Genomic DNA, 26,390 nt, shown 5'->3' with positions numbered 1-26,390 from the left:
TACTATCTATGTTTGAGGAACTTCTGGAAGATATAGCCCAGAAAAACGGGCTCCGGGAAGTCAACGTTTATCTCAAACTCACGGTAGGGCTGGGAGCAATCCTGCTCTGCCTTATCTCGGCGAGTTATCTCGCCCCGCTTTTTATCGCGCTTATCCTGACCGGTGCGATTCTTATCCTTGCACGAGTGGACCTGAAAACCTATGCAGAACTGTTTTTAGCCCCTCTTTTTTTTGCTCTGATCAGTGTTTCCGGCATCATCCTCATCACCGGGGGCTCTGATATATTCTGGCGATGGGATATCCTTCCGGGATTTGCATTATCCATTACCCGGGAGAGCATAAACCAGGGCGTATTTGTTTTCTGCAGGGTCATTGGCGGGATGTCGGCTATGATTTTCATTGCCCTGACAACCCCCATGACTGATATCTTTATTGTGCTGCGCCGGTGCAGGGTTCCGGAAGTAGTAATTGATTTGATGATGATCATTTACCGCACGATCTTTATTCTTATTGACCAGGTAATCCAGATTTATCATGCGCAGATTATGCGTCTTGGCTATTCCACATACCGTGAATCCCTGTATTCTTTTGCCACCTTATGCGGGGCAACATTTATCGCCAGTTGGGATGCCGGTGATGATTTAATCAGGGCCATGGATGCACGCTGTTATGACGGAAAATTTGCCCTGCTGGGGGAGAGCCGGCCTGTGGAACGAATCCCCTGTCTTGCGGTTCTGACGTTTTTGGTTCTGTCGACTGCCGTTGTGATTGCAACAGGGACTATTACAATTTTTTAGGTGTCAGACCATGAGCAGCATCATACTTGAAGCCCGCGATATCAGGTATCGTTACCCCCGGGGTATGGAGGCGATCCGCGGCATCAGTTTCCATATCCGTAAAAAAGAGAAGATCGCTCTCGTGGGTCCGAACGGCGCCGGTAAATCCACGCTCCTTACCATGTTCAATGGCATGATTCGGCCGGATACCGGCATCATGCTCTTTGACAACCAGCCAATCCGTTACGATACGGCTTCCCTGCGAATACTGCGCAAACGCGTGGGTTTTGTCCTCCAGAACCCGGACCGCCAGATCATCGCACCGACCGTATACCAGGATGTGGCATTCGGTCCAACCAATCTCGGCTATAGTATACCCGAAGTAAAAGAAGCAGTTACTATGGCACTCCGGCAGGTCGGGCTTGAGGGATTCGAGCGCCGCCCCCCTCACCAGCTTTCGGGCGGTGAGAAAAAACGGGTTGCAATTGCCGGTGTGCTGGCAATGGATCCGGATGTGCTGGTATTCGATGAACCCACCAGTGGTCTCGATCCATCGGGCTCTGAAGATATCATGGAACTGCTCGATGAACTGAACCATGAAGGCAAGACCATTATCATTTCCACCCATGATGTCGAGCTGGCATACCCGTGGGCGGACCGTGCCATCCTGATGATTGACGGCGGTATCTTAAAAGAAGATGTACCGGATGTGGCTTTTGGCAACCCCGAATCTGTCCGTAAAGCTCATTTATCGATTCCAACCCTTCTTGAACTTCACATGGAACTGCAGAAACGGGGATTTTTGCTGCCCGGTAAAAAACCCCGAACGGTGCTGGACATGATGCATTGCATCGAGACGCTCTTTGAAACATCCAGCGGTCACAGCCGGAACGGGATAATAACGGTCTGCAATGTCGATCTGGACAACCGGGAATTTTTATTGAAATGGTTATCGGAGCATAATGGCGTCAGCATCGGAGCCATGGGCACCCGGGCAAAACAATATGCGGAAAATTCCCAGATTCACCTTGATTTTACCTACGGGGTTATCGACAAGTGTATTCTTAAAGGACTGTTAGGAGAAGATTCCCTTATCCTGACAACGGCAAGCATGGTCAAACGGGTAACCCTGCGAGTGGATGCCTATGGCCTGGAAAGCGGCGTCAGCATACCCGTGCACCCGCTGACTGACACTTCGGCATGGAGCGATGATAAAAACGGACGTGGGTCATGAACCCGGTTCCCCGCATAGTTATTGCCGGTACCCACAGCGGGTGTGGTAAGACCACGATAGCAAGCGGCATTATGGCTGCCCTCACCAGCAGGGGATTAAAAGTCCAGCCCTTCAAGGTAGGACCCGATTTTATCGATCCATCCCATCACACCCGGATCTGCGGGCGTGTTTCCCGCAATCTTGATCCATTCATGATGGGAGAGAAGGGTTGTATTGAGACATTTGTCCGGGCAACGGAAGGTGCTGATATTGCCGTCATCGAAGGCGTTATGGGATTATATGACGGTCTCGATGGTTCAGATATGGCGAGCACAGCTCATGTCGCACGAATCTTAAAGGCTCCTGTCGTACTGGTAGTGGATGCCAAAGGCATGTCCCGCAGCGTTGGTGCACTGATTGACGGGTTCTGGCGCTATGATCCAACCCTTTCGTTCTGCGGGGTGATTGTCAACCGTATCGGGTCTCCCCGCCACCGCTCGATGATTGAGCCGTCAGTAAAATATCCTGTTCTCGGTTATATTCCCCGGAAGGAAGAACTGGCCGTGGAAAGCCGGCATCTCGGTCTCCGGATGGCACACGAATCGGGTAGTATGGGAGAATTTGGCAAAATTATCGAAGATACCTGTAACCTGGATGCACTGGTTGGTGCTGCAAATGATGCACCGCTCTTGACAAATCCTGTGCCTGCCGAAAAAGAAAATTCCCCCCAACGGACAAAGATTGGGGTAGCCCTCGATGAAGCATTCTGTTTTTATTACCGGGATAACCTTGACTGCCTCTTACGATCCGGTGCAGAACTGGTATTTTTCAGCCCGCTTTCCGATCCACTCCCTGATGTTGATGCCGTATATCTCGGGGGAGGTTACCCGGAACTTCATCTCGCCAGTCTCGAATCATCCCGGTGCACGCAGGAACTAAAAACAGCTGCAGATGCGGGTATGCCGGTGTATGGGGAATGCGGCGGGCTGATGTATCTTTCCCAGGAGATCCAATCGGATAAAACCTACCGCATGTGCGGAATCCTTCCGGCAAGCGCCGAGATGACCGGGCGAATACAGGCACTGGGTTATGTAAAAGGGGAAAGTATCGCGAATCATTCGTTCATTTCCCCCGGTCAGATAGTTACCGGCCACGAATTTCATTATTCGCGGTTGGATCCCGCAAGCGATGCCCGGTTTGCATTACAGTTGTCCCGGGGAAAAGGTATCGACGGTGGAAAAGACGGGTTGATCTCGGGAAATGCTCTCGGATGCTACACACATACCTACTTTACTCCATTGTTTGCTGATGCACTGGTTGCCTCGGCTGTAACGTTCTCACGCAGATGATCAGAGTGTTATATCTGTTTTGGGAGAAATTCCCCTTTTTTTTAATTTTCAGGGTAAAAATTTCAGAATTTTAATTTTATCTCTTTTCCCTTTTGCCACAAGGATATAATTGTCTTACTGCAAATCTATCATTATTAAAAATCCTGGTGAAAATTCATGCGCAGCGACGAAGTTAAAACCGGATACCAGCGGGCTCCCAACCGTTCGCTCCTGCGATCCCTCGGGGTCACTGAACGGGAGATGGGGCTGCCATTTATAGGAATTGCAAACGCCTACAATACGATCGTCCCGGGACATACCCACCTCCGGCAGCTTACGGAGAAAGTCCGGGAAGGTATTGCAGCGGCCGGCGGTGTCCCGTTTGAATTTGGTGTCATCGGGATATGTGATGGCATTGCAATGGGCCACGAAGGTATGCGCTACTCGCTGCCATCCCGGGAAAATATCGCCGACTCGATCGAGCTGATGGCAGAAGCCCACCGGTTTGACGGGATTGTCTGTGTCGGGACCTGCGACAAGATCGTGCCGGGCATGTTAATGGCAGCAGCACGGACAAATATTCCCACGATTGTTCTCACGGGAGGACCGATGCTCTCCGGGTCCCTGGATGGAAAAGATCTCTCTCTCATTGATGTTTTTGAGGCGGTGGGAAAAGTTGCCGCAGGCACCATGAGCGAAGCATCACTCTGCGAACTGGAAGGATGTGCCATGCCGGGATGCGGCAGTTGCCAGGGCCTTTACACGGCAAATACCATGGCCTGCATGACCGAAGCCATGGGGATGTCTCTTCCCGGGTGTGCTGCTATTCCGGCAGTCGATTCCGGAAAATTACGGATTGCACGCGAGACCGGAGAAGCGATCCTGCCCCTGGTGAAAAAAGGAATCAAACCCCGGGATATCATTACGAGAGAGAGTCTCCGCAATGCGATCCGGATGGATATGGCACTGGGCGGGTCAACCAACACGGTCCTGCACCTGATGGCAATTGCTGTTGAAGCGGAGATCCCCCTGACCCTTGACGATTTCCGATCGCTTGCCGACGAGATCCCCCACCTCTGTTATATGCAGCCATCCGGTCCCCATTCCATGCAGACCCTTCACCGGTCCGGGGGAATTCCGGCAGTCCTCAAAAGACTGGAATCATATCTTGACGACAACATCACAGTCTCAGGTAAAACAATCCTCCGGATTGCAAAAGATGCAGGCATCAGGAATGAAGAAGTCATCCGCAGTCTCGATAACCCGATAAACAAAGAAGGGGGACTCAAAATTTTATCCGGTTCTCTTGCGCCCGACGGGGCAGTTGTGAAAAGTGCGGCGGTTCCCAAAGAGATGTGGAAACACACGGGACCTGCCCGGGTTTTTGATGGTGAAGGACTGGCTATGAAGGCCATTCTTGCCCGCAAAATCCAGGAAGGGGACGTTATCATCATCCGTTACGAAGGCCCCCGGGGTGCACCGGGCATGCCCGAGATGCTCTCTCCCACATCTGCGCTTATGGGTCTCGGATACACAAAGGTTGTTCTTATCACGGACGGACGGTTCTCCGGGGGCACGCGGGGTCCCTGTATCGGACACGTGGCACCGGAAGCGGCGATTGGCGGACCTATTGCCCTCATCAATGAAGGGGACCTGATTGCCGTTGATCTGTTTGCAAAAAAGATCGATATCCTTGTCGATGCGGCCATCCTGCAACAACGAAAGAATATCCTCAAACACCCGGAAAAGAAATTGACCGGCGTGCTTGCCCGGTATGCAAAAACCGTTGAGCAGGCAAATCTCGGTGCCGTGCAGCGGTAATTTTTCCAGTGAAAATTACTCCTCCCTTTTTTGATTGACGGATTAATTCAACGATTTACTGAGTAGGTATTACGGTCATCTTCCTTTGCAGAATACTTCAATACCATACACCGATTGGAAAATTTACCGTATGCCATATTTTTAAACGACATTTAAAAAAACTGGTGTTACCCGGGAATCATCAGGTTTCAGAATAAAAATACCTGTTCTGCACTAAAAATAGTAAAAAAATTATTTGTGTAGTTATGCTGATCCTGCGCTTTCATAGAGCAGGGTTAAGTAGCGGGTGTAGAAGAGCACGAGGATAGGCAGAATGATGAACAGGATGATACCACCGACTGCCGGAATAAGCATGCAGATCATCTCGATAATTCCCACAATAATGCCCATGATGATGAGTGCGATGATATACGTAACCCAGCCGATCCTGCCAATATGGGCAAATATCGCATTGAAGTTGAACGCTTCTCCCATACTGTCAGTGCGGGCAAACCGGACATAAGCAGTTGCAAGGATCAGGCCAATCACGATTGCCACAATGACAAAGAGGAGGAAAATAACTCCTGCACCGGCCAGACCCGTTGTCATGGCTGCTGCATCCCCGGTCATCATTACCGATACCAGGGCAGTACCAAAGGCAAGGAATTCCAGGATGAGGATCGGTATTGCATAGATCAACGCCACGATAAAGAGTTTAATCCCGTCAATAAACATTCCACCCCAGTTCTCGAGTTCAGGCGAAGGGCTTGCACCCTTGAAGATCCGAACCATGTATCCCAGGATAAGCGGGAAGATAATACAGCTGATGATCAGCAGGATCCACTTCACCCATTTTCCAACAAGCCCCTCCTTTGCATAGGCAAAAGAGTCTCCAACCATTTTTCCGTAATCCATACAATTCACCACAATAATTATTCTGAACCATCTATGACTGGGTCAGCCACAAACGATTTAAATAAGGTATGGCAACTTCGCAGAATATATAATTATCCCCGATTCTTGGCAGGATTATGAAAATAATTGATTATATCAGTGCCTGAAGTATCGCACACCCGTAAAAACCATTGCCATCTGCAATTTATTTGCGGCTTCAATGACTTCCTTGTCACGAATAGATCCGCCGGGTTGAACCAGGGCTGTTGCACCGGCTTTTGCCGCTACTTCAAGCGTGTCCGGGAATGGCAGGAAGGCATCGGAGGCAACCGCAGATCCCTTGAGAGAGCCACAGGCTTTCTCTATGGCAATCTTTGCCGAGTCAACCCTGCTCATCTGGCCGGCACCAATTCCCAGCGTCCTCTTCTGGTCGGCAAATATGATCGTGTTGCTCTTGGTATGCTTGCAGACTTTCCATGCCAGCTGGAGAGCTTTCATCTCATCAGGAGTGGGGTCACGGTCGGTGATCACTTCCCAGTGCTCCTGGTATTCAGGTGTCCGCTGGACCAGTACTCCTCCGTCAATGGTGCGTATTTCGTCCGCAGGAGACGGCTTTGGAAGAGCGAGCACTCTCATCGTCTCTTTCCTGCTCATGACGCCGAGCGACTCCTTTGAAAAAGATGGAGCTACGACTACTTCGACAAAGGTCTTACAGATCTCTTCTGCCAGGACACGGTCCACTTCCCGGTTTAATGAGATTACCGAACCATAGGCAGATACCGGATCTACATCCCGCGCTGACAGGTATGCATCCAGCAGGTCTGTTCCCACTGCCACCCCGCACGGATTGTTATGCTTGACAATAACTGCTGCCGGTTCTTCAAATTCCCGTAAAAGGCCGGTCCCGGCATTTACATCGAGATAATTGTTGTAAGACATCTGCTTTCCCTGGAGGGGTTCAGTGCCGGCAATACCACTGGTGCCATAGACGGCTGCCTGCTGGTGGGGATTTTCACCATAACGCAGCGTCCGGCCACCGGTAAACTGGAGAGAGAAAGTAACCGGAAACGGGTCAACAAGCCGGTAGAGATAGTTACTGATCGCTGCATCGTAAGCGGCAGTCCGGGCAAATGCTTTTCTTGCAAGGTCGAGACGCATATCTGCCGGGATTTCTCCCGCATTGATGGCTTTTACAATCGCCGGGTAATCTGAAGGATCAACGCTTACGACCACATTGCAGTAATTTTTAGCCGCAGCCCGGATCATTGCCGGTCCGCCGATGTCGATATACTCTATCAGGGCGTCAAGTCCCATCTGTTTCCGGGACATCATCTCAAAGGGGTAGAGGTTGACAACCAGGAGATCGATGCGATTGATACCATGTTTCATCATAACCGCATCATCGATCTGTCGTCTTCCCAGTAAACCTCCGTGAACTTTGGGGTGCAGGGTCTTGACCCGTCCATCCATCATTTCCGGAAAACCGGTATAACTCGAGACCTCGGTAAAAGGTATCCCGGCTTCGGCAAGTGCCTTTCCGGTACCTCCTGAGCTCATGATATTGTATTTTTGTTTTACCAGTTCTCGCGCGAGATCGATAATCCCTGTCTTATCCCATACGGACAGCAGTGCCCACTTCATGGTGAAGTGTATGAGGGACAGGAAAGAAAAAGGTATGGTGATTCAAAAATTATTTCAGTAATTTACCGGAGTTCATGTAATTATTTCTCGGATCCATTTGAGAGAAAAAGAATGCAAAATGAATATATAAATAATCAAAATTTTCGGTTTATTTCGAAATCCGCGTGAAGTTTTATAGAAAAAACATTGGCAGTCCCGGTTTTGGGCTTCAATAATGAATCCCGTTTCGTTGCGCCGATTCCTGCATTAGAATGAAGTGAATGTTTATATAGAACTACAATACAAGTGATATTAGAAAAATGTAAGGGTTGCACCATGAATGATGCAGAACATAATGTTGAACAGACCGGCAAAGAAAGTACCGGCATTCCGGATACTGCCCCCGTTAACACCCAGGCCGATTCAGATCCCCTGGATGAACAGCGAAAGGCAGTAGCCGAGCTCAATGACCGGTACTTGCGTCTTGCTGCGGATTTTGAAAATTTCAAAAAACGCACAGCACGTGACCGGGAGATGATTACGAACCTGGCAAATGAAAGGTTCGCTGTCGATATTATTGAAGTCCTTGATAACTTTGAGCGGGCGATTAAAGCAGACGATGCTCACCTGCGCGAGGGTCTCGTGCAGATCCAACAGCTGCTCATTTCACAATTACAACGCCATGGTATTTCACCTGTTGAAGCTCTCAAAAAACCCTTCAACCCGGCAGAGCACGAGGCGATTGCCCATGTTCCTTCTGAAGAAGAGGAAGGAATGGTAATTGATGAAGTGGCACGCGGGTATCGCATGTATGACAAAATTATCCGGCACGCAAAAGTTGCAGTATCCAAAGGAAAGTAATTAAAAAGGAGGTAAAAAAATGGCAAATGACAAAGTTCTGGGAATTGATCTGGGAACAACTTACTCCTGTATGTCCATCATGGAAGCAGGAAAACCAATTGTTATCCCGAATGCTGAAGGCGGGCGGACAACCGCATCGATTGTAGCATTTACTAAAGAGGGCGAGCGGTTAGTCGGCAGTCTCGCAAAGCGGCAGGCCGTGACCAACCCGCAGAGGACAATCCAGTCCATCAAGCGCAAGATGGGGACCGGCGAAAAGATCAAGATTGATGACAAGAATTACACGCCCCAGGAAATCTCGTCGATGATCCTGCAGAAACTCAAGATCGATGCAGAAGCCTATCTTGGCGAGAAGATCTCAAAAGCCGTCATCACGGTCCCGGCATATTTCAATGATGCCCAGCGCCAGGCAACCAAGGATGCCGGCAAGATCGCAGGACTCGATGTCATGCGTATCATCAATGAGCCGACCGCGAGTGCCCTTGCCTATGGTATCGACAAGGACAAGGATGCGACCGTCCTCGTCTACGATCTCGGTGGCGGTACTTTCGATGTTTCCATCCTCACGCTTGGCGATGGCGTCTTTGAAGTGAAATCCACTGCGGGCAATAACCATCTCGGTGGCGATGATTTCGACCAGCTGGTTACCGATTACCTTGTTGAGGAATTCAAGAAGAAAGAAGCTATCGACCTGCGCACGGATCCCTATGCCATGCAGCGCCTTCGCGATGCATCGGAGAATGCAAAGATCGAACTCTCGCAGCGCCAGAGCACCAACATCAACCTGCCCTACATCACGCAGGACAAGAGCGGCCCGAAGTTCTTAAACATCGACCTCACAAAAGCAAAACTCGAGCAGCTTATCGGCAACCTGGTTGAATCAACAGTCGGCCCGGTCAAGCAGGCGCTCAGCGATGCAAAACTTGAGGCAAAAGATATCGATCATGTCCTGCTCGTTGGCGGCTCGACCCGTGTTCCGCTTGTCCAGGATACCGTCAAAAAGCTTCTCGGCAAGGAACCGGACAAGGGACTTAACCCGGATGAATGTGTGGCACTCGGTGCAGCAATCCAGGGTGCGGTCCTGACCGGCGAGACAAAAGATATCGTTCTCCTGGACGTCACCCCGCTCACGCTCGGTATCGAGACATTAGGCGGCATCGCAACCAAGCTCATCGAGCGTAACACGACGATTCCCACCCGGAAAAGCCAGATTTTCTCAACGGCAGCCGATGGCCAGACCAGTGTCGAGATCCATGTAGTACAGGGAGAACGTGCGCTTGCCAAGGATAACTTCACCCTGGGTAAATTCCAGTTGACCGGTATCCCACCGGCCCCGCGGGGCATTCCCCAGGTCGAGGTCACATTCGATATCGATTCGAATGGTATCATCCACGTTTCGGCTAAGGATCTCGGTTCCGGTAACCAGCAGGCCATCTCTATCAAGGGTGACAAGAAACTCACTGAAGAAGATATCAAGAAGATGATGGATGCCGCAAAGACGTTCGAGAATGAAGACAAGCAGAAGCGCGATGAGATAGAGCTGCACAACCAGGCTGACACCGCCGTCTTCACTGCTGAAAAGATGCTCAAAGAGAGTGGCGACAAACTCGAAGCGGAAGACAAGCAGAAAGTAGAAGATAGTGTTGCGGCAGTCAAGAAAGCGCTTGAAGAGGAAAACCTGGATGAGATCAAGAAGTCCATGGAAGCACTGACCGAAGCAGTATATGCTGTGACAACCAAGATTTACCAGAAAGTTCAGGCCGAACAGGCAGCTGCACAACAGCCGCCATCAGATGCCGGCCCCCAGCCGGAAGCGGAAACAAAAGACGATGATAATGTCGTCAATGCAGATTACAAAGTGAAAGAAGAGTGAACTAAAAAATGGGCGCAGGAGATTACTACGACATTCTCGGGATACCCCGGAATGCCGATGACAAAGAAGTAAAGAAGGCCTATCGCAACCTCGCCCGTAAGTATCACCCGGATGTCTGCAAGGATCCAGGGGCTGAAGAGAAGTTCAAACAGATCAACGAAGCCTACAGCGTCCTATCCGATGAACAGAAGAAATCCCAGTATGATAATATGGGCCATGAGACGTTTACCAATGCGTCAAAAGGCTCCTACACCGGTGGAGGACATGGCGGCGGAGGGTTCTCCTCTGACTTCTCCGGTTTCGGAGACATCTTTGATTTCTTCGGCGGGGGCCAGCGAAGGTCCGGCCCCCAGCCCGGGGCCGATCTCCTCATGCGGATCCAGATCCGGCTTGAGGATGCAGTTACCGGCATGGATCGCGATATCGAACTGATGCATACCGAGTCATGCGCCACCTGCAGCGGATCCGGCAGCGAGACAAAACGCCTCAACACGTGCCCCCGTTGCGGCGGAACCGGGCAGATGCGACAGACAGCACAGTCTGCGTTTGGCCAGTTTGTCCGGATGACACCCTGTACCCAGTGCGGGGGAAAAGGAAAAATTCCGGAGAAAGTGTGTAAAGACTGCCGTGGATCCGGTCATGCCCGGGTGAAACGAAAAGTTTCTGTGCATATCCCGGCGGGCATTGACAATGGCATGCGGCTTCGCATGGAAGGCTATGGTGAAGCCGGGGATTACGGGGCAGCAAACGGCGACCTGTTCATCGAAGTATATGTCCAGGCACATGACCGCTTTGTGAGAAGTGGCGATAACCTTGAAACAACCATTGAGATCAGCCCGGCCCAGGCGGTTTTGGGCACTTCAATAGAGATTGAGACGATAGACAAGCGTCATATCGATCTCAAAGTCCCTGCGGGCATACAATTTAACACTGCTTTAAAGCTTGGTGGCGAGGGAGTAAAACGCCGCGGTCATCCCGGCGACCTTCTTGTCCGGGTAAAGATTGTAACGCCAAGATCCTTAAGCAATGAACAAAAAGAACTCTACCAGAAACTTGCCGATCTCGAAGGCCACTCAACCGGAAACGGTGGATTTTTCTCAGGCATTATGGGAAAGAAAAAAGGGAAAAAATAACCTTAATCCCTGATTCATTTTTACTTTTTTTACGCACTTATTTGAGTTCCTGCATGTAATGGGATAAGGATGAAGTTGCTCTTTGAGCTTTCCGGTGAGAACCCGACGCTCCCCTTTGCGGAACTTTCCTGTGTCGGCACTATCTTAGAAGAGCGCCTGCAGGTTGCAGTCGTGGATTGTCCCCACCCGGAACAGGCACAACGGCTTGCAATGACCCAGGTAGTGCTCGAATATCTCGGGGAATGCGAGCCGAATATCCCGGCATTTAAAAATTTACTCAAAGAACTTGCTATCACCACGACCCGTACGTTTGCCGGAAGGGCAAAGAAAGTCCATGGGGGGCTTTATGAACTCAACCCCTCCTCACAACGGGAATTCGAACGGTGTATTGGCGATATGATTGCCGGCCCGGTATCTTTAAACAATCCCGAAACCGAATACCGTGCAATTCTCTCCGAGGATAAGTGTTATTTTGGCAGGGTCCTCTTCTCCATTAACCGTTCGGGTTATGATGAGAGAAATCCCGGTAAGCGGGACTTTTTCCACCCGGGGGTAATGATGCCCCGCATGGCAAGAACCCTGGCAAATATCGCGGGCGTTCAGGCGGGAGACCGCGTCCTTGACCCCTTCTGCGGCACCGGGGGAATTCTTATTGAGGCAGAATTGCTGGGGGCTCATGCAATCGGCAGCGATTTCGATCCACTGATGATATCGGGCAGTCGTCAGAATTGTTCACAGTCTTTCCTGATGCTTGCTGACGCAACCCGGCTACCCTTCAAGGATCATTCGATCGATTCAGTGGTAACTGATCTGCCCTATGGTCAGTCAGTCTGTATAAAAAAAGCAGATACCATGGATAACCTCTATGCCGGTGCACTCGATGAAATCCGGCGTGTATTAAAACCGGGCCGACGGGCTGTTGTGGTAACTCACAAGGACATTTCAGTGATCGCCCGACAGCATATGACCGTTCTCCAGCAGCACGAACAGCGCGTTCACAAGAGTCTTACCCGCCGGGTTCTCGTTCTCGGCCATTAAAACATATCCGGTTTTGAAGAATAATTTATGGTCATCAGCACAAGATATGATCCGGTTGTCATGTACGCAAAAAAAATATTCTTCGCGGGATTTTTAACCGTTCTTTTCCTGGTTCTTTGCATCATGCCGGTGCTGGCATATTCTCCTGATGCTGCTGACGGGTATGCGCAGGGAAATGCACTGATGAAAAGCAGGAATTATTCCGAAGCCATCAGTGCCTATGATCATGCAACTGCGCTTGCCCCGGACTATTATGAAGCCTGGAATGGCAAGGCAGATGCCTTAAACCGGGCCCAGCGGTTCAGCGAGGCACTTATTGCATCGGATAAGGCACTGGCCCTTAACCCGGAATATGTACAGGGCTGGATTAACCGGGGGTATATTCTCTATAATCTCGGCAGGTATGACGATGAACTGGGAGCTTATGAAAAAGCCATTGCGCTTGATTCTTCGAATCCTGAAGCATGGTTCAATAAAGGCTATTCCCTTGCCGGCATGAAAAAATATGATGAAGCCATCTCGGCATTTGACAAGGTCCAGTCACTCAGTCCCGATTATCCGAATCTTGCTGCAAACAAACGGATTGCAGAACAGAGCCGCGATGCAGCTACCCCCTGGTATATCAAAAACGCTTTTACCATCGGCATTATCTCCTTTTTTGCCATTGTTGCGATTGTCTGGTTCCTTGAAGTGAGGAAAAAGAACTAACTTTTTTTTTTGGATCTGTTGATTCCTTAAGAAAAAAAATAGAGATTCCTGCTCTAAAAAAAAATTAAGATCATTGAACAAAAAAACCGGATTACCGGGATTTTTCATAACAGATCTGGGCTTCTTCATGCTTGCCGATCGTATCGAGTATCCCGCCAATATCTTTCCAGATCTCTTTACGGGATCCATCCAGTTCCACGGCATGTTTGAAATCCGTCAGGGCATCCTGGTATTTTTCGAGTTCCTTTAAGGATCGTCCTTTATGGATCCATGCATCCACAAATTCCGGCTGGAGGGTGATCATTTCACGGTATGACACCACCGCCTCCTCGTACCGTCCCAGTGCATCCATTGCACTGCCTTTGGTAAAGTAGGCAATGGAAAAAGTGGGATCCAAAGAAATTGCCCGATCATATGAGTTCAGGGCTGCTTCATCCATATTCTGACCGGCAAGTGACATGCCATGACGGGTCCAGCCAACAACATTTTCGGGATCAATTACCAGTCCCTGTTCATAGGCGGATTGCGCTTCTTTAAATTTCCCCAAATCGTAAAAGGCATTGCCTTTGCCCATCCATGCATCGGCGAGGGTCCCATCCAGTTCGAGTGCCCGGTCAAATGCATCTATCGCATCGCGGGTCATACCCAGTTCGGATAGAGTCACTCCTTTGTGGACAAAGGTTGCAGCTGAATGCTCGATCTCAAGTGCACGGTCATAGGATTGGATTGCATCCCGGTACTGGTCGAGTGCTGCATAGGCAATCCCCCGGTAAACAAATATTTCCGCAGACCGGGGTTTATTTTCAAGCGCATGATTGTAAGCGGTGATGGCAGCATCCATATCGCCAAGCTCAACATATGCCCGTCCCATCCAGAAGAATGCGGGACTGCAGGTAGGAGTGATCTCGATGGCATGCACAAATGCAGAGATCGCCTCTTCATAATTACCCAGTGAGAAATATGCCCTGCCCTTTTCATACAGTGCGCCGGCAGAACCGGGGTTTAATGCCAGTAAGCGATCGAAGGTAGCAATCGCTTCCTTAAGATTCTCATTACGAATCTGGGCACGGCCTTTTTCATAGAGTGCCTCTCCGGAATCAGGATTTGTGGCAAGTGCTGCATCAAATGCAATGATTGCATCGTTATATCGTGAAATGCGTGCAAGGGCAATTCCCTTGTACTGGAATGCCTCACTGTAACGGGTATTGAGGGCCAGTGCTTTCTCAAACAGCGCGATTGCATCTTCATAACGTTCCTGGTGTACCAGGGCAACCCCTTTGTGATATAAGGCTTCGGCATAGTCCGGACGGGATTCCAGTGCCCGGTCAAAAGCATCAACCGCTTCTGAATACCGCTTTAACTGGATCAGGGCAATACCCCGGTATAAGTAAGGAGCCGCATAGTCAGGATCGATAGCAATCGCACGATCATAACAGTCAAGTGCTGCATCGTAACTGCCCAGGTTCGTTTCCGCAATCCCGCGGTAGAGCCATGAATCGGCAAATGTTCCTTTCTGCGCAAGTGCCTTGTCAAAAGCACTGATTGCCTCGTGGAACATTGAAAGGCCGGAAAGTGCCTTTCCTTTCTGGAAGAAGGCTTCAGCACACTGTGGCTTATATGTCAGGGCGGCATCCAGGTTCCGGATAGCTTCCTGGTAACGGCCCATGTTGACATTCGAGACACCGAGATTATAATGAGCCCGTGCATCTTTGCTATCGATGCCCAATGCCTTGTTATAGCAACTGATTGCTTCCTTATCTTTAGATAACGCGGAAAGGGCGATCCCCTTCCCGGTCCAGATCATAGCAGCAGTCGGGCGAATCCTCAGGGCCGGATCAAAGGCTGCAATAGCATCTTCATATAACCCGAGCCGGATAAGAGCCCTCCCTTTCTGGTACAGGGCATCGATATTTTTTGGTTCAATGGAAAGTGCATTGTCAAACGATAGTACTGCCTCTTTATACATGCCCAGCTGGAAAAGAGAACGCCCCTTATCGAAAAATGCCTGCGTATACTCGGGACGTATCTCCAGTGCCCGTGCAAAGGCTTCAATTGCATCATCATACCCCTGGAGGGCGAAGAATGCGCTGCCTTTCAGGTACCAGGCATCGGGATTGGAAGGATCGATCTCTAATGTTTTGACATATGCTTCGATAGCATCATTATACCGGGCGAGATCTGCCAGTGCCCGTCCACGGTACAACCACCCGTCAACCGATAGCGGGTCGATACTGAGCATGCGATCGAATGCATCAATGGCATCATTCTGCCGTCCGGTAGCTATGAGGGATACCCCTTTGTGGTAATATGCCAGGGCATTGCCTGCATCGAGATCGATATTCTTGTTAAATGCAATTATTGCATCTTCATGCCGCCCAAGATGAGCGAGTGCGAGACCTTTATCATAATAGGCCGGAGCATAATTTTTTTCAACGGCGATTGCTTTATCGAACGTTTTTACCGTTTCACGATACATGCCAAGGGAAGCAAGTGACCGGCCTTTATCATAGAGTGCTTCGCCAAATGCAGGGTTGATCTCCAGTGCCAGATCATGTTCTTTTGCTGCTTCTTCAAACCTGCCGAGACTATACAAGGCCATTCCTTTGAAATGGTGTGTCTCTGCGTGTGCAGGATCGAGAGAAAGAGCCTGGTTGTACATTGTGATTGCTTCTTTGATCCTGTTGAGCGAATCCAGAGAGCGTGCTTTGTTATACACTGCTGAAAAATTATCCGGCTGGATATCCAGGCATCGATCGAACGCGACAAGAGCTTCGTCGTGCCGGTTGATCCGTGCAAGGACAAGGCCCAGTTCCAGCCAGGCAACAGGATCCTCCGGGGTAAATGCGAGCAGGTGCCGGTAGGATTCTGCTGACTGTGCATAATCCCCTGCTTCCGCAAGGGCAGAAGATCGATAATAAAGTGCACGGGTATTATCAGGATCAACTGCCAGGGATTCATCAAGAACCCTGACCGATTCTGCAAACTTTTTAAGATTGAACAGGGCCAGGCCTTTTTCATACAGGGCACGCGGATCTTCAGGTTTCAGCTGGATTGCAAGATCAAATGCCGGGATGGCATCTTCCCATTTTCCAAGGAAGGCATATGCCTTACCCTGTTCAAGGAATGCACGGTACGATTCCTTGGTGTACGAAATGGCATTGGTGAACGCATCAATCGCTTCTTCATAACGCTTGAGATGCAGGAGCACGGATCCTTTCTCAATCCAGATATCCGGATCGGTCTCGTTGAGCTGGAGGGCGGCATTAAAAGCAACTTCAGCCTCATGGTAACGGCCAAGAATCACCAGTGAGATGCCCTGTTCGTACAGGGGCTCAAACTTCCCGGGAAGATTTGCTGCCGCAGATGCAAAGATTTCTGTGGATTCTTCATGCCTTTCTAAATGGGAGAGAGCAATTCCTTTTTCAAAAAGTATCTCTCCGTTATCAGGTTCACGCCCCAGTGCTATGTCAAGAATATGGATGGCATCTTCATATTTTTCCAGCCGTCCTAATATTCTTCCCTCCAACAAGAGGAGGGAGATATTGTAAGGATCACCAGCCCTGGCCTTCTCTAAAGCGGCAATTGCATCATCATCGTTTCCAAGGCGTTCACAGGCAAAACCGGTATGGTACCATGCACCGGCATCTGCCGGATCGAGCGAGAGCACTCCTGCCAATGCAGGTATCTCTTCTTCATATTGCCCAAGTTCTTCGAGTGCAAGACCCTTGGCCCGATACGCTTTTATAAAGCCGGGATCGCATGCAATCGCCCGGTTAAAGGAAGGAAGGGAATCTTCGTACCTGCTTAATGCCACATACGTACGACCAAGGGCATAGTGTCCTTCCCGTTTGCTGTCATCAAGCGAGAGAGCATGCAAAAAGGCTACAATGGCATCGTCATATTTTGATAACCGGAAGAGTGCACAGCCTTTTTCGAACCAGGGATCATATACGTGTGAATTAAAACTGATCGATTTGTCAAATGCATCTCCCGCTTTTTCGAATTGCCGGGTTTGAGACAGGGCAAGACCCTTGTTATACCAGACATCATAGTTCCCGCCATCAAGGCTGATTGCTGCATCGAAAGCCACGATAGCGTCTTTTAATTTTTTAATCTGGATGAGTGCGAGGCCTTTGTAATAATAGGCCGGTGCATAGGAAGCATTGACTGCAAGACCTTTTTCAAAGGCTGAAATGGCTTTTTTATAATCGGAAAGACGGAAGTATGCCAACCCGGTATCAAAAAATGCGGTAGCAAAATGCGGATCAATTCCCGTTGCACGTTCAAATGTACTGATTGCATCAGCATCCCGGCCCAGCCGGGTCAGGGCAATTCCCTTATCATAACAGGCATTGGCATATTTTGGATTAATACCAAGGGCCTGATCATACGATGCAACGGCATCTTCGAATCGACCGAGTTCAAAGAGTGCAATACCGCGATCATACCATCCATTGGCCGATACGGGTTTGATATCAAGCGCACGGGTAAGAGCATCGACAGCAGGCTCAAACTCCCCTATCGAGAGATGTGCGCTCCCTTTCCTGAACCAGGCCGGGGCACATGCCGGGTCGCCATTCAGCACCTGTTCAAAACAGTGAATTGCGTCTCGAGTCTGTTCAAGTTCGAGATAGGATTTGCCTTTACGGTACCATGCAATGGGGTTTTTCGGTTCTAACGCAAGAGCCCGGTCAAATGCTTCTAAGGATTCCCCGTACCGTTCACTTTCATACAAGGTGCTGCCTTTGAGAATCCATACATCCGCCCGGTTATTTTCGCGATCCAGTGATGATTCGATCGGAATAAGCGCGTCATTAAACCGGTGAAGTTTTGTTAAGGCAAGCGCACGCTGGTACATAACCATTGCATCTTCCGGCGTTAACTCCAGCATCTTGTCAAATACCTGCAGGGCATTTTCATGTTTACCCAGTTGCGCATAGGATAGACCTGACTGGAAGATGGCATCATAGAGGCAAGGATCATGGGTTATTGCGGCCTTGAATTCACGGATTGCTTTTTCATATTTCCCTGATGCATTCAGTGCGAGTCCTTTCTGGTAGTGCGCCTTTGCATGTTCAGGAACATATTCGAGTGTATAATCAAATGATTTGATTGCCTTGGGATAATTCCCCAGACGGCCGAGGGCAACTCCTCTGGCATATGCAGCATCAGCGAAAGCGGAGTCCAGCGATAAGGTCAGGTCAAAGGCCGTGATTGCATCTTCATCCTGTCCAAGGAAAAAGAGTGCCTGGCCTTTGCCAAACGATGCATGAGCATCCTTTGGATCCAGTTCCAGGGTCTTTTCAAAGGCTTCGATTGCACCCTTATAATTTTCCAGCAATGCCAGTACCTGTCCTTTGTCATACCAGGTAGCTGCATCACCGGGTGCCAGTTCAATCGAACGTTCCAATGAACTCAGCGCATCCGTATAACGTCCTGCAACCAGGAGCGCATGTCCGCGACTGAACTGGATCCGGGCATTCGCAACACCGATGGCCAGAGCATGATCAAAGGCTTCGATAGCTTCATCATTCCGCCCGAGAATGAAAAGTGCCAGTCCTTTGTGATAAGCTGCATTCTGATGATGAGAATCGAGTTCCAGCGTCCGATCGTACGCTGCAAGGGATTCTTCAAATCGTTCACTCCTGCGAAGGGTCTCTGCTTTTTCAAACCATGCAACAGCACAGGACTCATCATTGACTAGTGCATTATCAAACGCGTGTAATGCATCATCCAACAGGACCATCCGGGTATATCCGAGACCCTTGTAATACCATGCCGCCGTATCCTTTGGATCTATAGCCAGCACTTTTTCAAAGTGAGAGATTGCATCTTCCCACCGTTCGAGGTGCATATAGGCTTTAGCCCGGAAGAACAGGGTTTTTACATCCTGGGATCTCAGTTTGAGTGATTTGCCCAGTGCCTCAACGGATTCCTTGAACCGTTTCAGCCGGTAAAGGGAATATCCCTTGCACGTGAGGATATCGGGATTAGCCTTGTCATAATCCAGGGCATGATCAAGGGATATGATTGCATCTTCATACCTCCTGAGTTTAACGAGTGCTACCCCCCTGCCCCGGTGTGCCTGCCCGTTCTCGGGATCGATGAGAAGAACTGCATCAAACGCAGCAATTGCATCTTCATGTCGCCCGGTCTGTGCAAGGGCCAGCCCTTTTGCCAGGTACGACGGGGTGTCATGACTATCCTGCGCCAAAGCCCGGTCAAATGAAAGGATGGCTTCAGGGTAATTTCCCAGTTCATAGAGAACAAATCCTTTTTCTGCATGGACTCTTGCCGTATCAAGCCCGAGCGCAATGCACTGGTTGAACACCTCAAGAGCAGGCTCTGCCTTTTTTAACTTGGTTAAGGCCAGTCCTTTTTCATAAAGGATATCGATCGTGCCAGGGGTGATTGCAAGGAACGCATCAAAGGATTCCACTGCCGTTTCGTATTTCCGGAGTGCGACGAGTGCTCTGCCTTTACCGCTTAATGCATCACCATTAACTGCATTGATCTCAAGGGTGCGGTCAAAAGATTCCACGGCATCTTCATCATGGTGCAGGTTAGCCTGCGCCATACCCTTGTATAAAAATGCCCGTTCACATGCGGGATCAAGGCGGGTGACCCGGCCATATAAGAGGATTGCTTTATCGTATATCCCCAGTTTATCGAATGCCCGGGCCTGGCCGTAAAGCGCAGCAATATCTTTGGGATCGGCCGTAATAACCCGGGCAAAGGCATCAACAGCTTCCTGGTATCGCGCGAGAGCAGACAGTGCCCTGCCTTTCTGGAGATACCCCGGTTCGAAATCGGGCATCAGGTTATTTGCCTGTTCAAAAGCTGCAACCGCATCGTCCAGATTACCCAGGCGATGCAATGCGATGCCTTTGTAGTAGAAGGCTTCTCCGAATGCGGGCTGATTTGCCAGGGCCCGGTCAAAGGATGCTGCTGCATCAGTCAGGGCATCAAGGTTGAGCTGGGCACGTCCTTTATAAAACCATGAATGGGCACTGTTCGAATCGATCTCGAGCGCACTGTCATAGGAAAGGATAGCTTCCTGGTAACGTTTCTCAGCAGCGAGACAAAATCCTTTGATCAACCATGCATTGGCTATCTTCGGACTGGTCTCAAGTGCCTTTGACAGAGCGTCAATCGCATCGGCAAATTTCCCCAGTTCCGCAAGTGAGAGCCCTTTGTGATACAAGGCATCATTATATCCGGGATCCAGTTCAAGTGCCAGGGCAAAGGCGGATACTGCATCTTCATGCTGAACTAAGGAAGCATAGGAAAGCCCTTTTTTGTATATGATATCTGCTCGTTTCGGTTCAATTTCGTGAGCCGCATCAAACACAATAATCGCATCAGGGTAATTCTCCAGGCTGGTTAGAGCCAGTCCCTTCTGGTAGAGTGCATCTGCATTATCAGGTTCTATTTCAATGGCGATATTGAACGAGAGAACCGCTTCTTCAAACATACCAATCGCGTTAAGCGCAATGCCTTTTTGATAAAATGCCGGGGCATATCCGGGAATCAGGTCAAGTACCTTATCGAACGATTCGATTGCTTTTTCAGGATTTTTCAGGTGAATTAGAGCAAGTCCCTTGTCGAAATATGCCTGGGCATTGGTATTATCCAGCTCGATTGTCCGGTCAAATGCGCCAACTGCCTTGTCGTATTGTTCAAGATCCAGGTGGGATACACCTTTTAAGTACCAGGCCCGGGAAAATTCCGGATTAATCTCTATTGCCCGATCCGCAGCAACTACCGAATCTTCATTGCGCCCCAGGTCATGCAATGCAAGCGATTTGTAAAAAGCAGCATCGGCATATTGGGGTTTTAGTTCCAGCGTACGGTCAAAGGAGTCGAGTGCATCCCGGTGGAGGCCAATCGCGTACAGGGACAGGCCCTTTTGGTATGCTGCAGATACATCGCTGGGCATCAACGAGAGAGAGCGGTCAAAGGCAGTAATCGCTTCCTTATGCCTGCCGGTTTTTGCAAGTGCATACCCCCGGTTATAATGTGCCGCCTCAAGATTGGAATCGATTTCAAGAGCCTGGTCAAACGATGAGATTGCATCATCAAACTGGGATAGTTCCAGGAGTGCGAGCCCTTTATGGAGATAGGCTTCACAAAACGCCGGGTTCAGATCAAGTGCCCGGTCGTACGATTCATTGGCTTCTATAAATTTCCCGAGATCCGATAATGCACGGCCTTTATGATAATATGCCTGGGAATTCCGGGGATTGTCATGGATGGTGCGATCAAAATCCTTGATGGATTCACGCAGTTTGCCCAGGTGATACAGGGCAAGTCCCTTTTTCATCCGGGCATCGGTGTATTTCGGTTTGAGATGGAGGGTTTTATCGAATGAGAAAACCGCCTCGTTAAACATCTCCAGGTTTGCATAGGACTGGCCCTTGTGATAAAAAGCGAGTGCATTTTCCGGATCAGAGATGAGGGCTTTATCAAAAGATTCGAGAGCTTCGGTATCCCGGTCAAGTTTCTGGAGCGCGATACCCCGGTTGAAATGCCCTTTTGCATTACTCGGATCATGCTCAAGATTCCGGTCAAAGGATGCGATTGATTCAGTATATTTACCCAGTTTTAGGTAGCAGTAACCAAGATAATAATAAACTTCGTTATACCCGGATTCCATCTCCAGGGCGTGTGTGAACGCATCAACTGCTTCCTGGTACTTACCGATTTCTGTTAATGATTGCCCTTTATTATACCAGACCTGGGCTGATGGTTTGAGTGCAATCGTCTTGTCAAAAGCAACAATTGCATCCCGGTGTTCCCCGAGTTTTGAGAGAGCAAGTCCCTTATGGTACTGGGCATCGAAGTTGGCAGGATCAATCTCGAGGAGGACTTCGAATACCTGGATACACTCCTCGACACGGTTGATTTTTTCTAAGGACATTCCCTTATACTGGAATGCGTCGATGCACCGCTGGTTCAATGCAATCGCATTATCAAATGCATCGATAGCGTCCTGGTACCTTCCCAGTTCGTAATATGCCTTGCCACTTTTTACCCAGCCATCCACCAGCCCGGGATCGATCTTTACTGCTTTTGCATAGGCAGAAATTGCATCCAGGGTTTTGCCGAGTTCATTTAAGGCATCCCCTTTTAAGATCCAGATATCCTGTAGTGACGGATTTATGTCCAGTCCGCGGGTGTAGGCAACAATTGCTTCCGGGATTTTTCCCATGTCATACAGGACATGCCCTTTTTTCACCCAGCCATCGGAAAGATTTGGATTAATTTCAAGGGCTTTTGTAAATGCAATCAATGCCTCTGGATTTTTATCCAGGCTGACGTTTGCATCACCAATTTGCAGCCAGGTATCGACCAGTGTCGGGTTGAGCGAAAGGATCCGCTCACCGGTTTCAATCGCTTCTGCGTACCGTTTGAGCTGGATTAAGGATCCCGCCCGGTAGATCAATGCCTCCATTAATGAGGGATTTGCTGCCAGACTTTTGTCAAGGCATATAACCGCTTCTTCATGGCGGGAGAGATGCGCAAGTGCGATTCCCTGGTACATGAACCCGTCCGAAATTGAGGGGTCCATGTCAGTTGCAGACGTAAGAACCTTTAATGCCTTTTCGTATTGTTTTGACTGGAGATAGGCGATCCCAAGATAATGATAAGACTGGGAATTGTCCGAATCCAGCTCAATCGCCTGTTCAAAGGTGTTTATTGCATCGCTATATCGTTCAGACTGGATGAGCGCGATACCCTTGAAATAATAGGCCTGGGCATTGGAAGGATCGAGCGAAAGTGCCAGGTCAAAAGCCCTGACGGCTTCATCAAAACGTTCCCGGCCGGCCAGGGAGACTCCCAGGTAGTAATATGCATGACCATTTTCTGGTTCCAGTATGATCACGCGTTCAAATGCCTTTATCGCATCATCATACCGTTCGCGCTGGGCAAGTGCCAGTCCTTTATGATACAGGGTCTCGGGATCATCCGGAGCAAGTTCAAGTGCCTTATCATAGGAGAGCACGGATTCAAGGTGTTTACCCATGCGGGCAAGTGCTCTTCCCCGTTCATACCATGCAGGGGCACACTGCCTGTTGAGCTCCAGCACCCGGTCAAAAGCCTTAATGGCCTTTTCAGTCTGTCCCAGTGCTGCAAAGGCAAGGCCGGAATAATACCATGCCTGAACATTTCCTGCATCGTCTTCCAGGGCCTGGTTCAGTATCACAATTGCATCAGAAAACCGGGACAGATTGACCAGTGCTATGCCTTTTTTTACGGTTGCTTCAGTGAGTTGGGGGTTAAGGGCAATCGCCCGTTCAAACGCTTCAACGGATTTTTCTTCTAATCCGAGATGAGATAGCGTTACACCTTTTTTGAGCCAGGCACTAACAAGGCCTGGATCCTGTTCGAGAGCATAGTTAAATGAAATATCTGCATCTTCAAACTGCCGGAGATGCATGAGAGCTGAGCCCTTCTCATAAGCGGCATCTGCATTCCGGGGAGAGAGGGCAAGTACCTGGTCAAATGCGGCAACCGCATCATTAAACCGGTTGATCTGTACGAGTGATTTTCCCCGGTAATATTGTGCATTGGGATACGCTGGATTAATTTCTATAACATCTTCGAATGCCTGGACCGCCTTTCCATATTCTCCGATATGGAAAAGCGCCTGGGCTTTTTCATCAAGTGCAGTAATATTTTGAGGGTCATGTGCAATGACGAGACTAAAGGTTGTTATGGCTTCTTCAAATTGTCCGTTTTTTATGAGTGCATGGCCTTTCTGGGAGAGTATTTCATGATTTTCCGGATCGATCTCCAGTGCAAGGTCATAGGATCGTATTGCTTCAGGTAACTGGTTGGTAAAGAGGAATGCATTCCCCCGCTCGAAATACGCATGGGAAAACCGGTTGTCGATCTCCAGTGCCTTATCGAATGCCCGTATCGCCTCATCATACCGGTTTAAGGATATCAGGGCTACACCTTTGTAACACCATGCCCAGATGTCCCGCGGGTTGTCTTCAAGAGAACGGTTAAAAAGAACGATTGCTTCGCCAAACCGGTTAAGATTGACCAGCGCTATTCCCTTGCGGACCGCTGCTTCGGTATGTTTCGGGTTTAAGACAATTACTTTATCGAATGCGGCAACGGCGTCATCCAGTTTCCCGAGCGTTGCAAGAGCAATTGCTTTATTGAACCATGCATTGACCAGGGAGGGATTCTGTTCCAGCGCTTCATCGAATGCATGAACGGCCTCTTCCAGCCGGTCGAGATGCACAAGAGCCATTGCTTTTTCATATAATGCCCCGGCATTCTGCGGGGACAGGACAAGGACGCTGTCAAATGCATCGATCGCTTCATCATAGCGCACCAGCTGCATAAGCATGATGCCCCGCTGGTAGAGTGCCAGCGTGTGGGACGGATCGATCTCGACAGCCCGGTCAAAGGCATCGAAAGCCTCATTGTACTGCCCGAGGCTTGCAAGAGCAAGTCCACGGTTGTAATGCGCATTTACATAATTCGGATTGATTGCAATAGCGTTTTCAAACGCTTCAATGGCTTTTTGTGACTGGTCGAGCCTTGCACAGGCAAGACCCATATCATAGAATGCCTGTGCATAGGCAGGTTTTAATTCGATACTCTGCAGGTATGCGCCCACGGCATCTTCGTATTTCCCGAGTTTTGCAAGAAGGAGGCCTTTCTGGTGATATGCCTGGGGATTATGCGGTTGTTCTGCAATGGTCCGGTCAAATTCCTGTATTGCCTCGATATTTCTTCCCAGTTTTGCAAGAGCGAATCCTTTGTGATATATTGCATCCGCATATGCCGGACGAATCTGCAGGGCAAGATCATAAGCGGTTACTGCTTCGGCAAAACGACCGAGATGGGCATATGACAGGCCTTTTTGGTATAATGCCGGTGCACACGCAGGATCGAGAGCCTGTGCATCATCAAAAGATTCGAGTGCGTCTTTGTACCTGCCCAGCCGGGTCAGTGCAACGCCGCGATAATAGTACGATACAGCATGATCTTCTTTTATCTTTAACGCATGATTGAAAGAATCCAGGGCTTCATCATACCGGCTTAAGTTGATGCAGGAAATGCCTTTTAAATAATAGGCATCGGCATTCGATTGATCAAAAGACAGGGTCCGGTCAAAATCCTGCACTGCTTCATCATACTCGTTAATGTACGCAAAGGCAATACCCCGGTTATAGTAGGTCTGGGCATGTGCAGGGCTGAGTTCTGCTGATTTATCGAAAGCATTGAGTGCATCATGGTATTGCTGGAGCTGGTTATGAGCAAGTCCCTTGTGATACCAGACATCTGCTACTTTGGGGTTGAGTGAAAGCGCCTGGTCGAGGGCCGAGACGGCATCGTTAAATTTCCCGGATTTTAAGAGAGATATCCCTTTTATGGCCCAGATATCGGCATGATCGGGCTCATGTTCAAGGAATTTTGCCGCTGACTGAGCTGCTTCTTCATAGCGCTCCTGTTTTGCTAAAATAAAACTGCGGTAATACCAGACCCAGATATCAGAGGGATCGAGCTCATTGACCTTTTCAAATGCCGCCAGTGCTTCATCATATTTTCCAATTTCATAAAAGGATATACCGCGGTTATAAAACGCCCGGGCATACCCGGGAACGAGTTCAATCGCTTTATCATAAGCGACAATTGCCTCGTGATGCCGGCCGAGATCGCCAAGGGCAATTCCTTTATTATAATATACCTTCGCTTGCGTCGGGTCCAGGGAGAGCGCATGATCGTAGGCACTTATCGCTTCTTTGAACCGGCCCAGTTCGTATAAGGCAATTCCCTTTAAGATCCAGGCTTCAGTATTGTCAAACCGGATGGAGAGAAGTTGTTCGCAGGCGTCTAAGGCTTCTTCATTCCTGCCAATCTGCGCCAGCGTTGCGGCCTTGTTATACCATGCATTGGGATCTCCGGGTTCTATGCCCAGGGCCAGATCATACGATGCAACTGCATCTTCGAATTGACCCAGGTCATACAGGGCAATTCCTTTGAAGTAATGAGCTTTTGCAAGTTTGGGAAACAGCGCAAGTCCCCGATCAAACATGACAATGGCTTCCTGGAATTTGCCAAGGTCATAGAGTTCGATGCCCTGGCGCAACAAAGCTTCAGCATCACTCTTATTCATGTAAT

Annotated in this window: 12 protein-coding genes; 9 read left to right on the top strand and 3 right to left on the bottom strand. The window is 49.4% G+C overall.

What is annotated here, in order from left to right; genetic code table 11:
* Positions 1 to 8: 8 nt before the first annotated feature.
* From cbiQ to ilvD, 4 genes are all read left to right on the top strand, one after another.
* Positions 9 to 797, top strand: a complete 789-nt coding sequence (gene cbiQ / locus CVV30_04555; GenBank protein PKL70627.1) for a cobalt ECF transporter T component CbiQ — start codon at positions 9 to 11, stop codon at positions 795 to 797.
* Between the two features lie 10 nt (positions 798 to 807).
* A complete protein-coding gene (locus CVV30_04550; GenBank protein PKL70626.1) occupies positions 808 to 2,010 on the top strand; it encodes an ABC transporter ATP-binding protein in 1,203 nt (400 codons plus the stop codon).
* On the top strand, positions 2,007 to 3,338 hold the full coding sequence (locus CVV30_04545; protein PKL70625.1) for a cobyrinic acid a,c-diamide synthase: 1,332 nt from the start codon (positions 2,007 to 2,009) through the stop codon (positions 3,336 to 3,338). The genes CVV30_04550 and CVV30_04545 overlap by 4 nt, the downstream gene beginning before the upstream one ends.
* A gap of 156 nt (positions 3,339 to 3,494) precedes the next feature.
* Positions 3,495 to 5,138, top strand: coding sequence for a dihydroxy-acid dehydratase (gene ilvD, locus CVV30_04540; GenBank protein ID PKL70624.1), 1,644 nt, complete (start codon positions 3,495 to 3,497; stop codon positions 5,136 to 5,138).
* A 243-nt stretch (positions 5,139 to 5,381) separates the two neighbouring features.
* Here ilvD and CVV30_04535 read toward each other — a convergent pair whose 3' ends face one another.
* Positions 5,382 to 6,032, bottom strand: a complete 651-nt coding sequence (locus CVV30_04535) for a hypothetical protein (GenBank protein ID PKL70623.1) — start codon at positions 6,030 to 6,032, stop codon at positions 5,382 to 5,384.
* Between the two features lie 135 nt (positions 6,033 to 6,167).
* On the bottom strand, positions 6,168 to 7,652 hold the full coding sequence (purH, locus tag CVV30_04530) for a bifunctional phosphoribosylaminoimidazolecarboxamide formyltransferase/inosine monophosphate cyclohydrolase (protein PKL70622.1): 1,485 nt from the start codon (positions 7,650 to 7,652) through the stop codon (positions 6,168 to 6,170).
* A gap of 315 nt (positions 7,653 to 7,967) precedes the next feature.
* On the opposite strand from purH, the gene grpE reads away from it, so the two are divergent.
* The 5 genes from grpE to CVV30_04505 all read left to right on the top strand — a co-directional run bounded on the left by grpE (position 7,968) and on the right by CVV30_04505 (position 13,244).
* Positions 7,968 to 8,492 carry a nucleotide exchange factor GrpE gene (gene grpE / locus CVV30_04525; protein PKL70621.1) on the top strand — a complete coding sequence of 175 codons (525 nt, stop codon included), beginning with the start codon at positions 7,968 to 7,970 and terminating at the stop codon, positions 8,490 to 8,492.
* 19 nt (positions 8,493 to 8,511) lie between these two features.
* On the top strand, positions 8,512 to 10,365 hold the full coding sequence (locus tag CVV30_04520; GenBank protein ID PKL70620.1) for a molecular chaperone DnaK: 1,854 nt from the start codon (positions 8,512 to 8,514) through the stop codon (positions 10,363 to 10,365).
* A gap of 8 nt (positions 10,366 to 10,373) precedes the next feature.
* Positions 10,374 to 11,498, top strand: coding sequence for a molecular chaperone DnaJ (dnaJ, locus tag CVV30_04515; protein ID PKL70619.1), 1,125 nt, complete (start codon positions 10,374 to 10,376; stop codon positions 11,496 to 11,498).
* Positions 11,499 to 11,567: 69 nt separating this feature from the next.
* Positions 11,568 to 12,536, top strand: coding sequence for an RNA methyltransferase (locus CVV30_04510; protein PKL70618.1), 969 nt, complete (start codon positions 11,568 to 11,570; stop codon positions 12,534 to 12,536).
* 27 nt (positions 12,537 to 12,563) lie between these two features.
* On the top strand, positions 12,564 to 13,244 hold the full coding sequence (locus CVV30_04505; GenBank protein ID PKL70617.1) for a hypothetical protein: 681 nt from the start codon (positions 12,564 to 12,566) through the stop codon (positions 13,242 to 13,244).
* 91 nt (positions 13,245 to 13,335) lie between these two features.
* Here CVV30_04505 and CVV30_04500 read toward each other — a convergent pair whose 3' ends face one another.
* Entirely contained in the window at positions 13,336 to 26,385 is a 13,050-nt protein-coding gene (locus tag CVV30_04500; GenBank protein ID PKL70616.1) for a hypothetical protein, read from the bottom strand.
* Between the last annotated feature and the right edge of the window lie 5 nt (positions 26,386 to 26,390).

Source organism: Methanomicrobiales archaeon HGW-Methanomicrobiales-1 (genome assembly GCA_002839675.1).
Taxonomy (GTDB): Archaea; Halobacteriota; Methanomicrobia; order Methanomicrobiales; family Methanospirillaceae; genus Methanoregula.
Note: the sequence above shows the minus strand (reverse complement) of the source record. Positions and strands in the feature narration are given on the sequence as shown.

Coding starts and splice junctions, on each gene's coding strand:
- CVV30_04510 (PKL70618.1), top strand. CDS start 11,568: ATGAAGTTGCTCTTTGAGCTTTCCGGTGAGAACCCGACGCTCCCCTTT.
- grpE (PKL70621.1), top strand. CDS start 7,968: ATGAATGATGCAGAACATAATGTTGAACAGACCGGCAAAGAAAGTACC.
- CVV30_04500 (PKL70616.1), bottom strand. CDS start 26,385: ATGAATAAGAGTGATGCTGAAGCTTTGTTGCGCCAGGGCATCGAACTC.
- CVV30_04550 (PKL70626.1), top strand. CDS start 808: ATGAGCAGCATCATACTTGAAGCCCGCGATATCAGGTATCGTTACCCC.
- CVV30_04545 (PKL70625.1), top strand. CDS start 2,007: ATGAACCCGGTTCCCCGCATAGTTATTGCCGGTACCCACAGCGGGTGT.
- CVV30_04520 (PKL70620.1), top strand. CDS start 8,512: ATGGCAAATGACAAAGTTCTGGGAATTGATCTGGGAACAACTTACTCC.
- cbiQ (PKL70627.1), top strand. CDS start 9: ATGTTTGAGGAACTTCTGGAAGATATAGCCCAGAAAAACGGGCTCCGG.
- ilvD (PKL70624.1), top strand. CDS start 3,495: ATGCGCAGCGACGAAGTTAAAACCGGATACCAGCGGGCTCCCAACCGT.
- CVV30_04505 (PKL70617.1), top strand. CDS start 12,564: ATGGTCATCAGCACAAGATATGATCCGGTTGTCATGTACGCAAAAAAA.
- dnaJ (PKL70619.1), top strand. CDS start 10,374: ATGGGCGCAGGAGATTACTACGACATTCTCGGGATACCCCGGAATGCC.
- CVV30_04535 (PKL70623.1), bottom strand. CDS start 6,032: ATGGATTACGGAAAAATGGTTGGAGACTCTTTTGCCTATGCAAAGGAG.
- purH (PKL70622.1), bottom strand. CDS start 7,652: ATGAAGTGGGCACTGCTGTCCGTATGGGATAAGACAGGGATTATCGAT.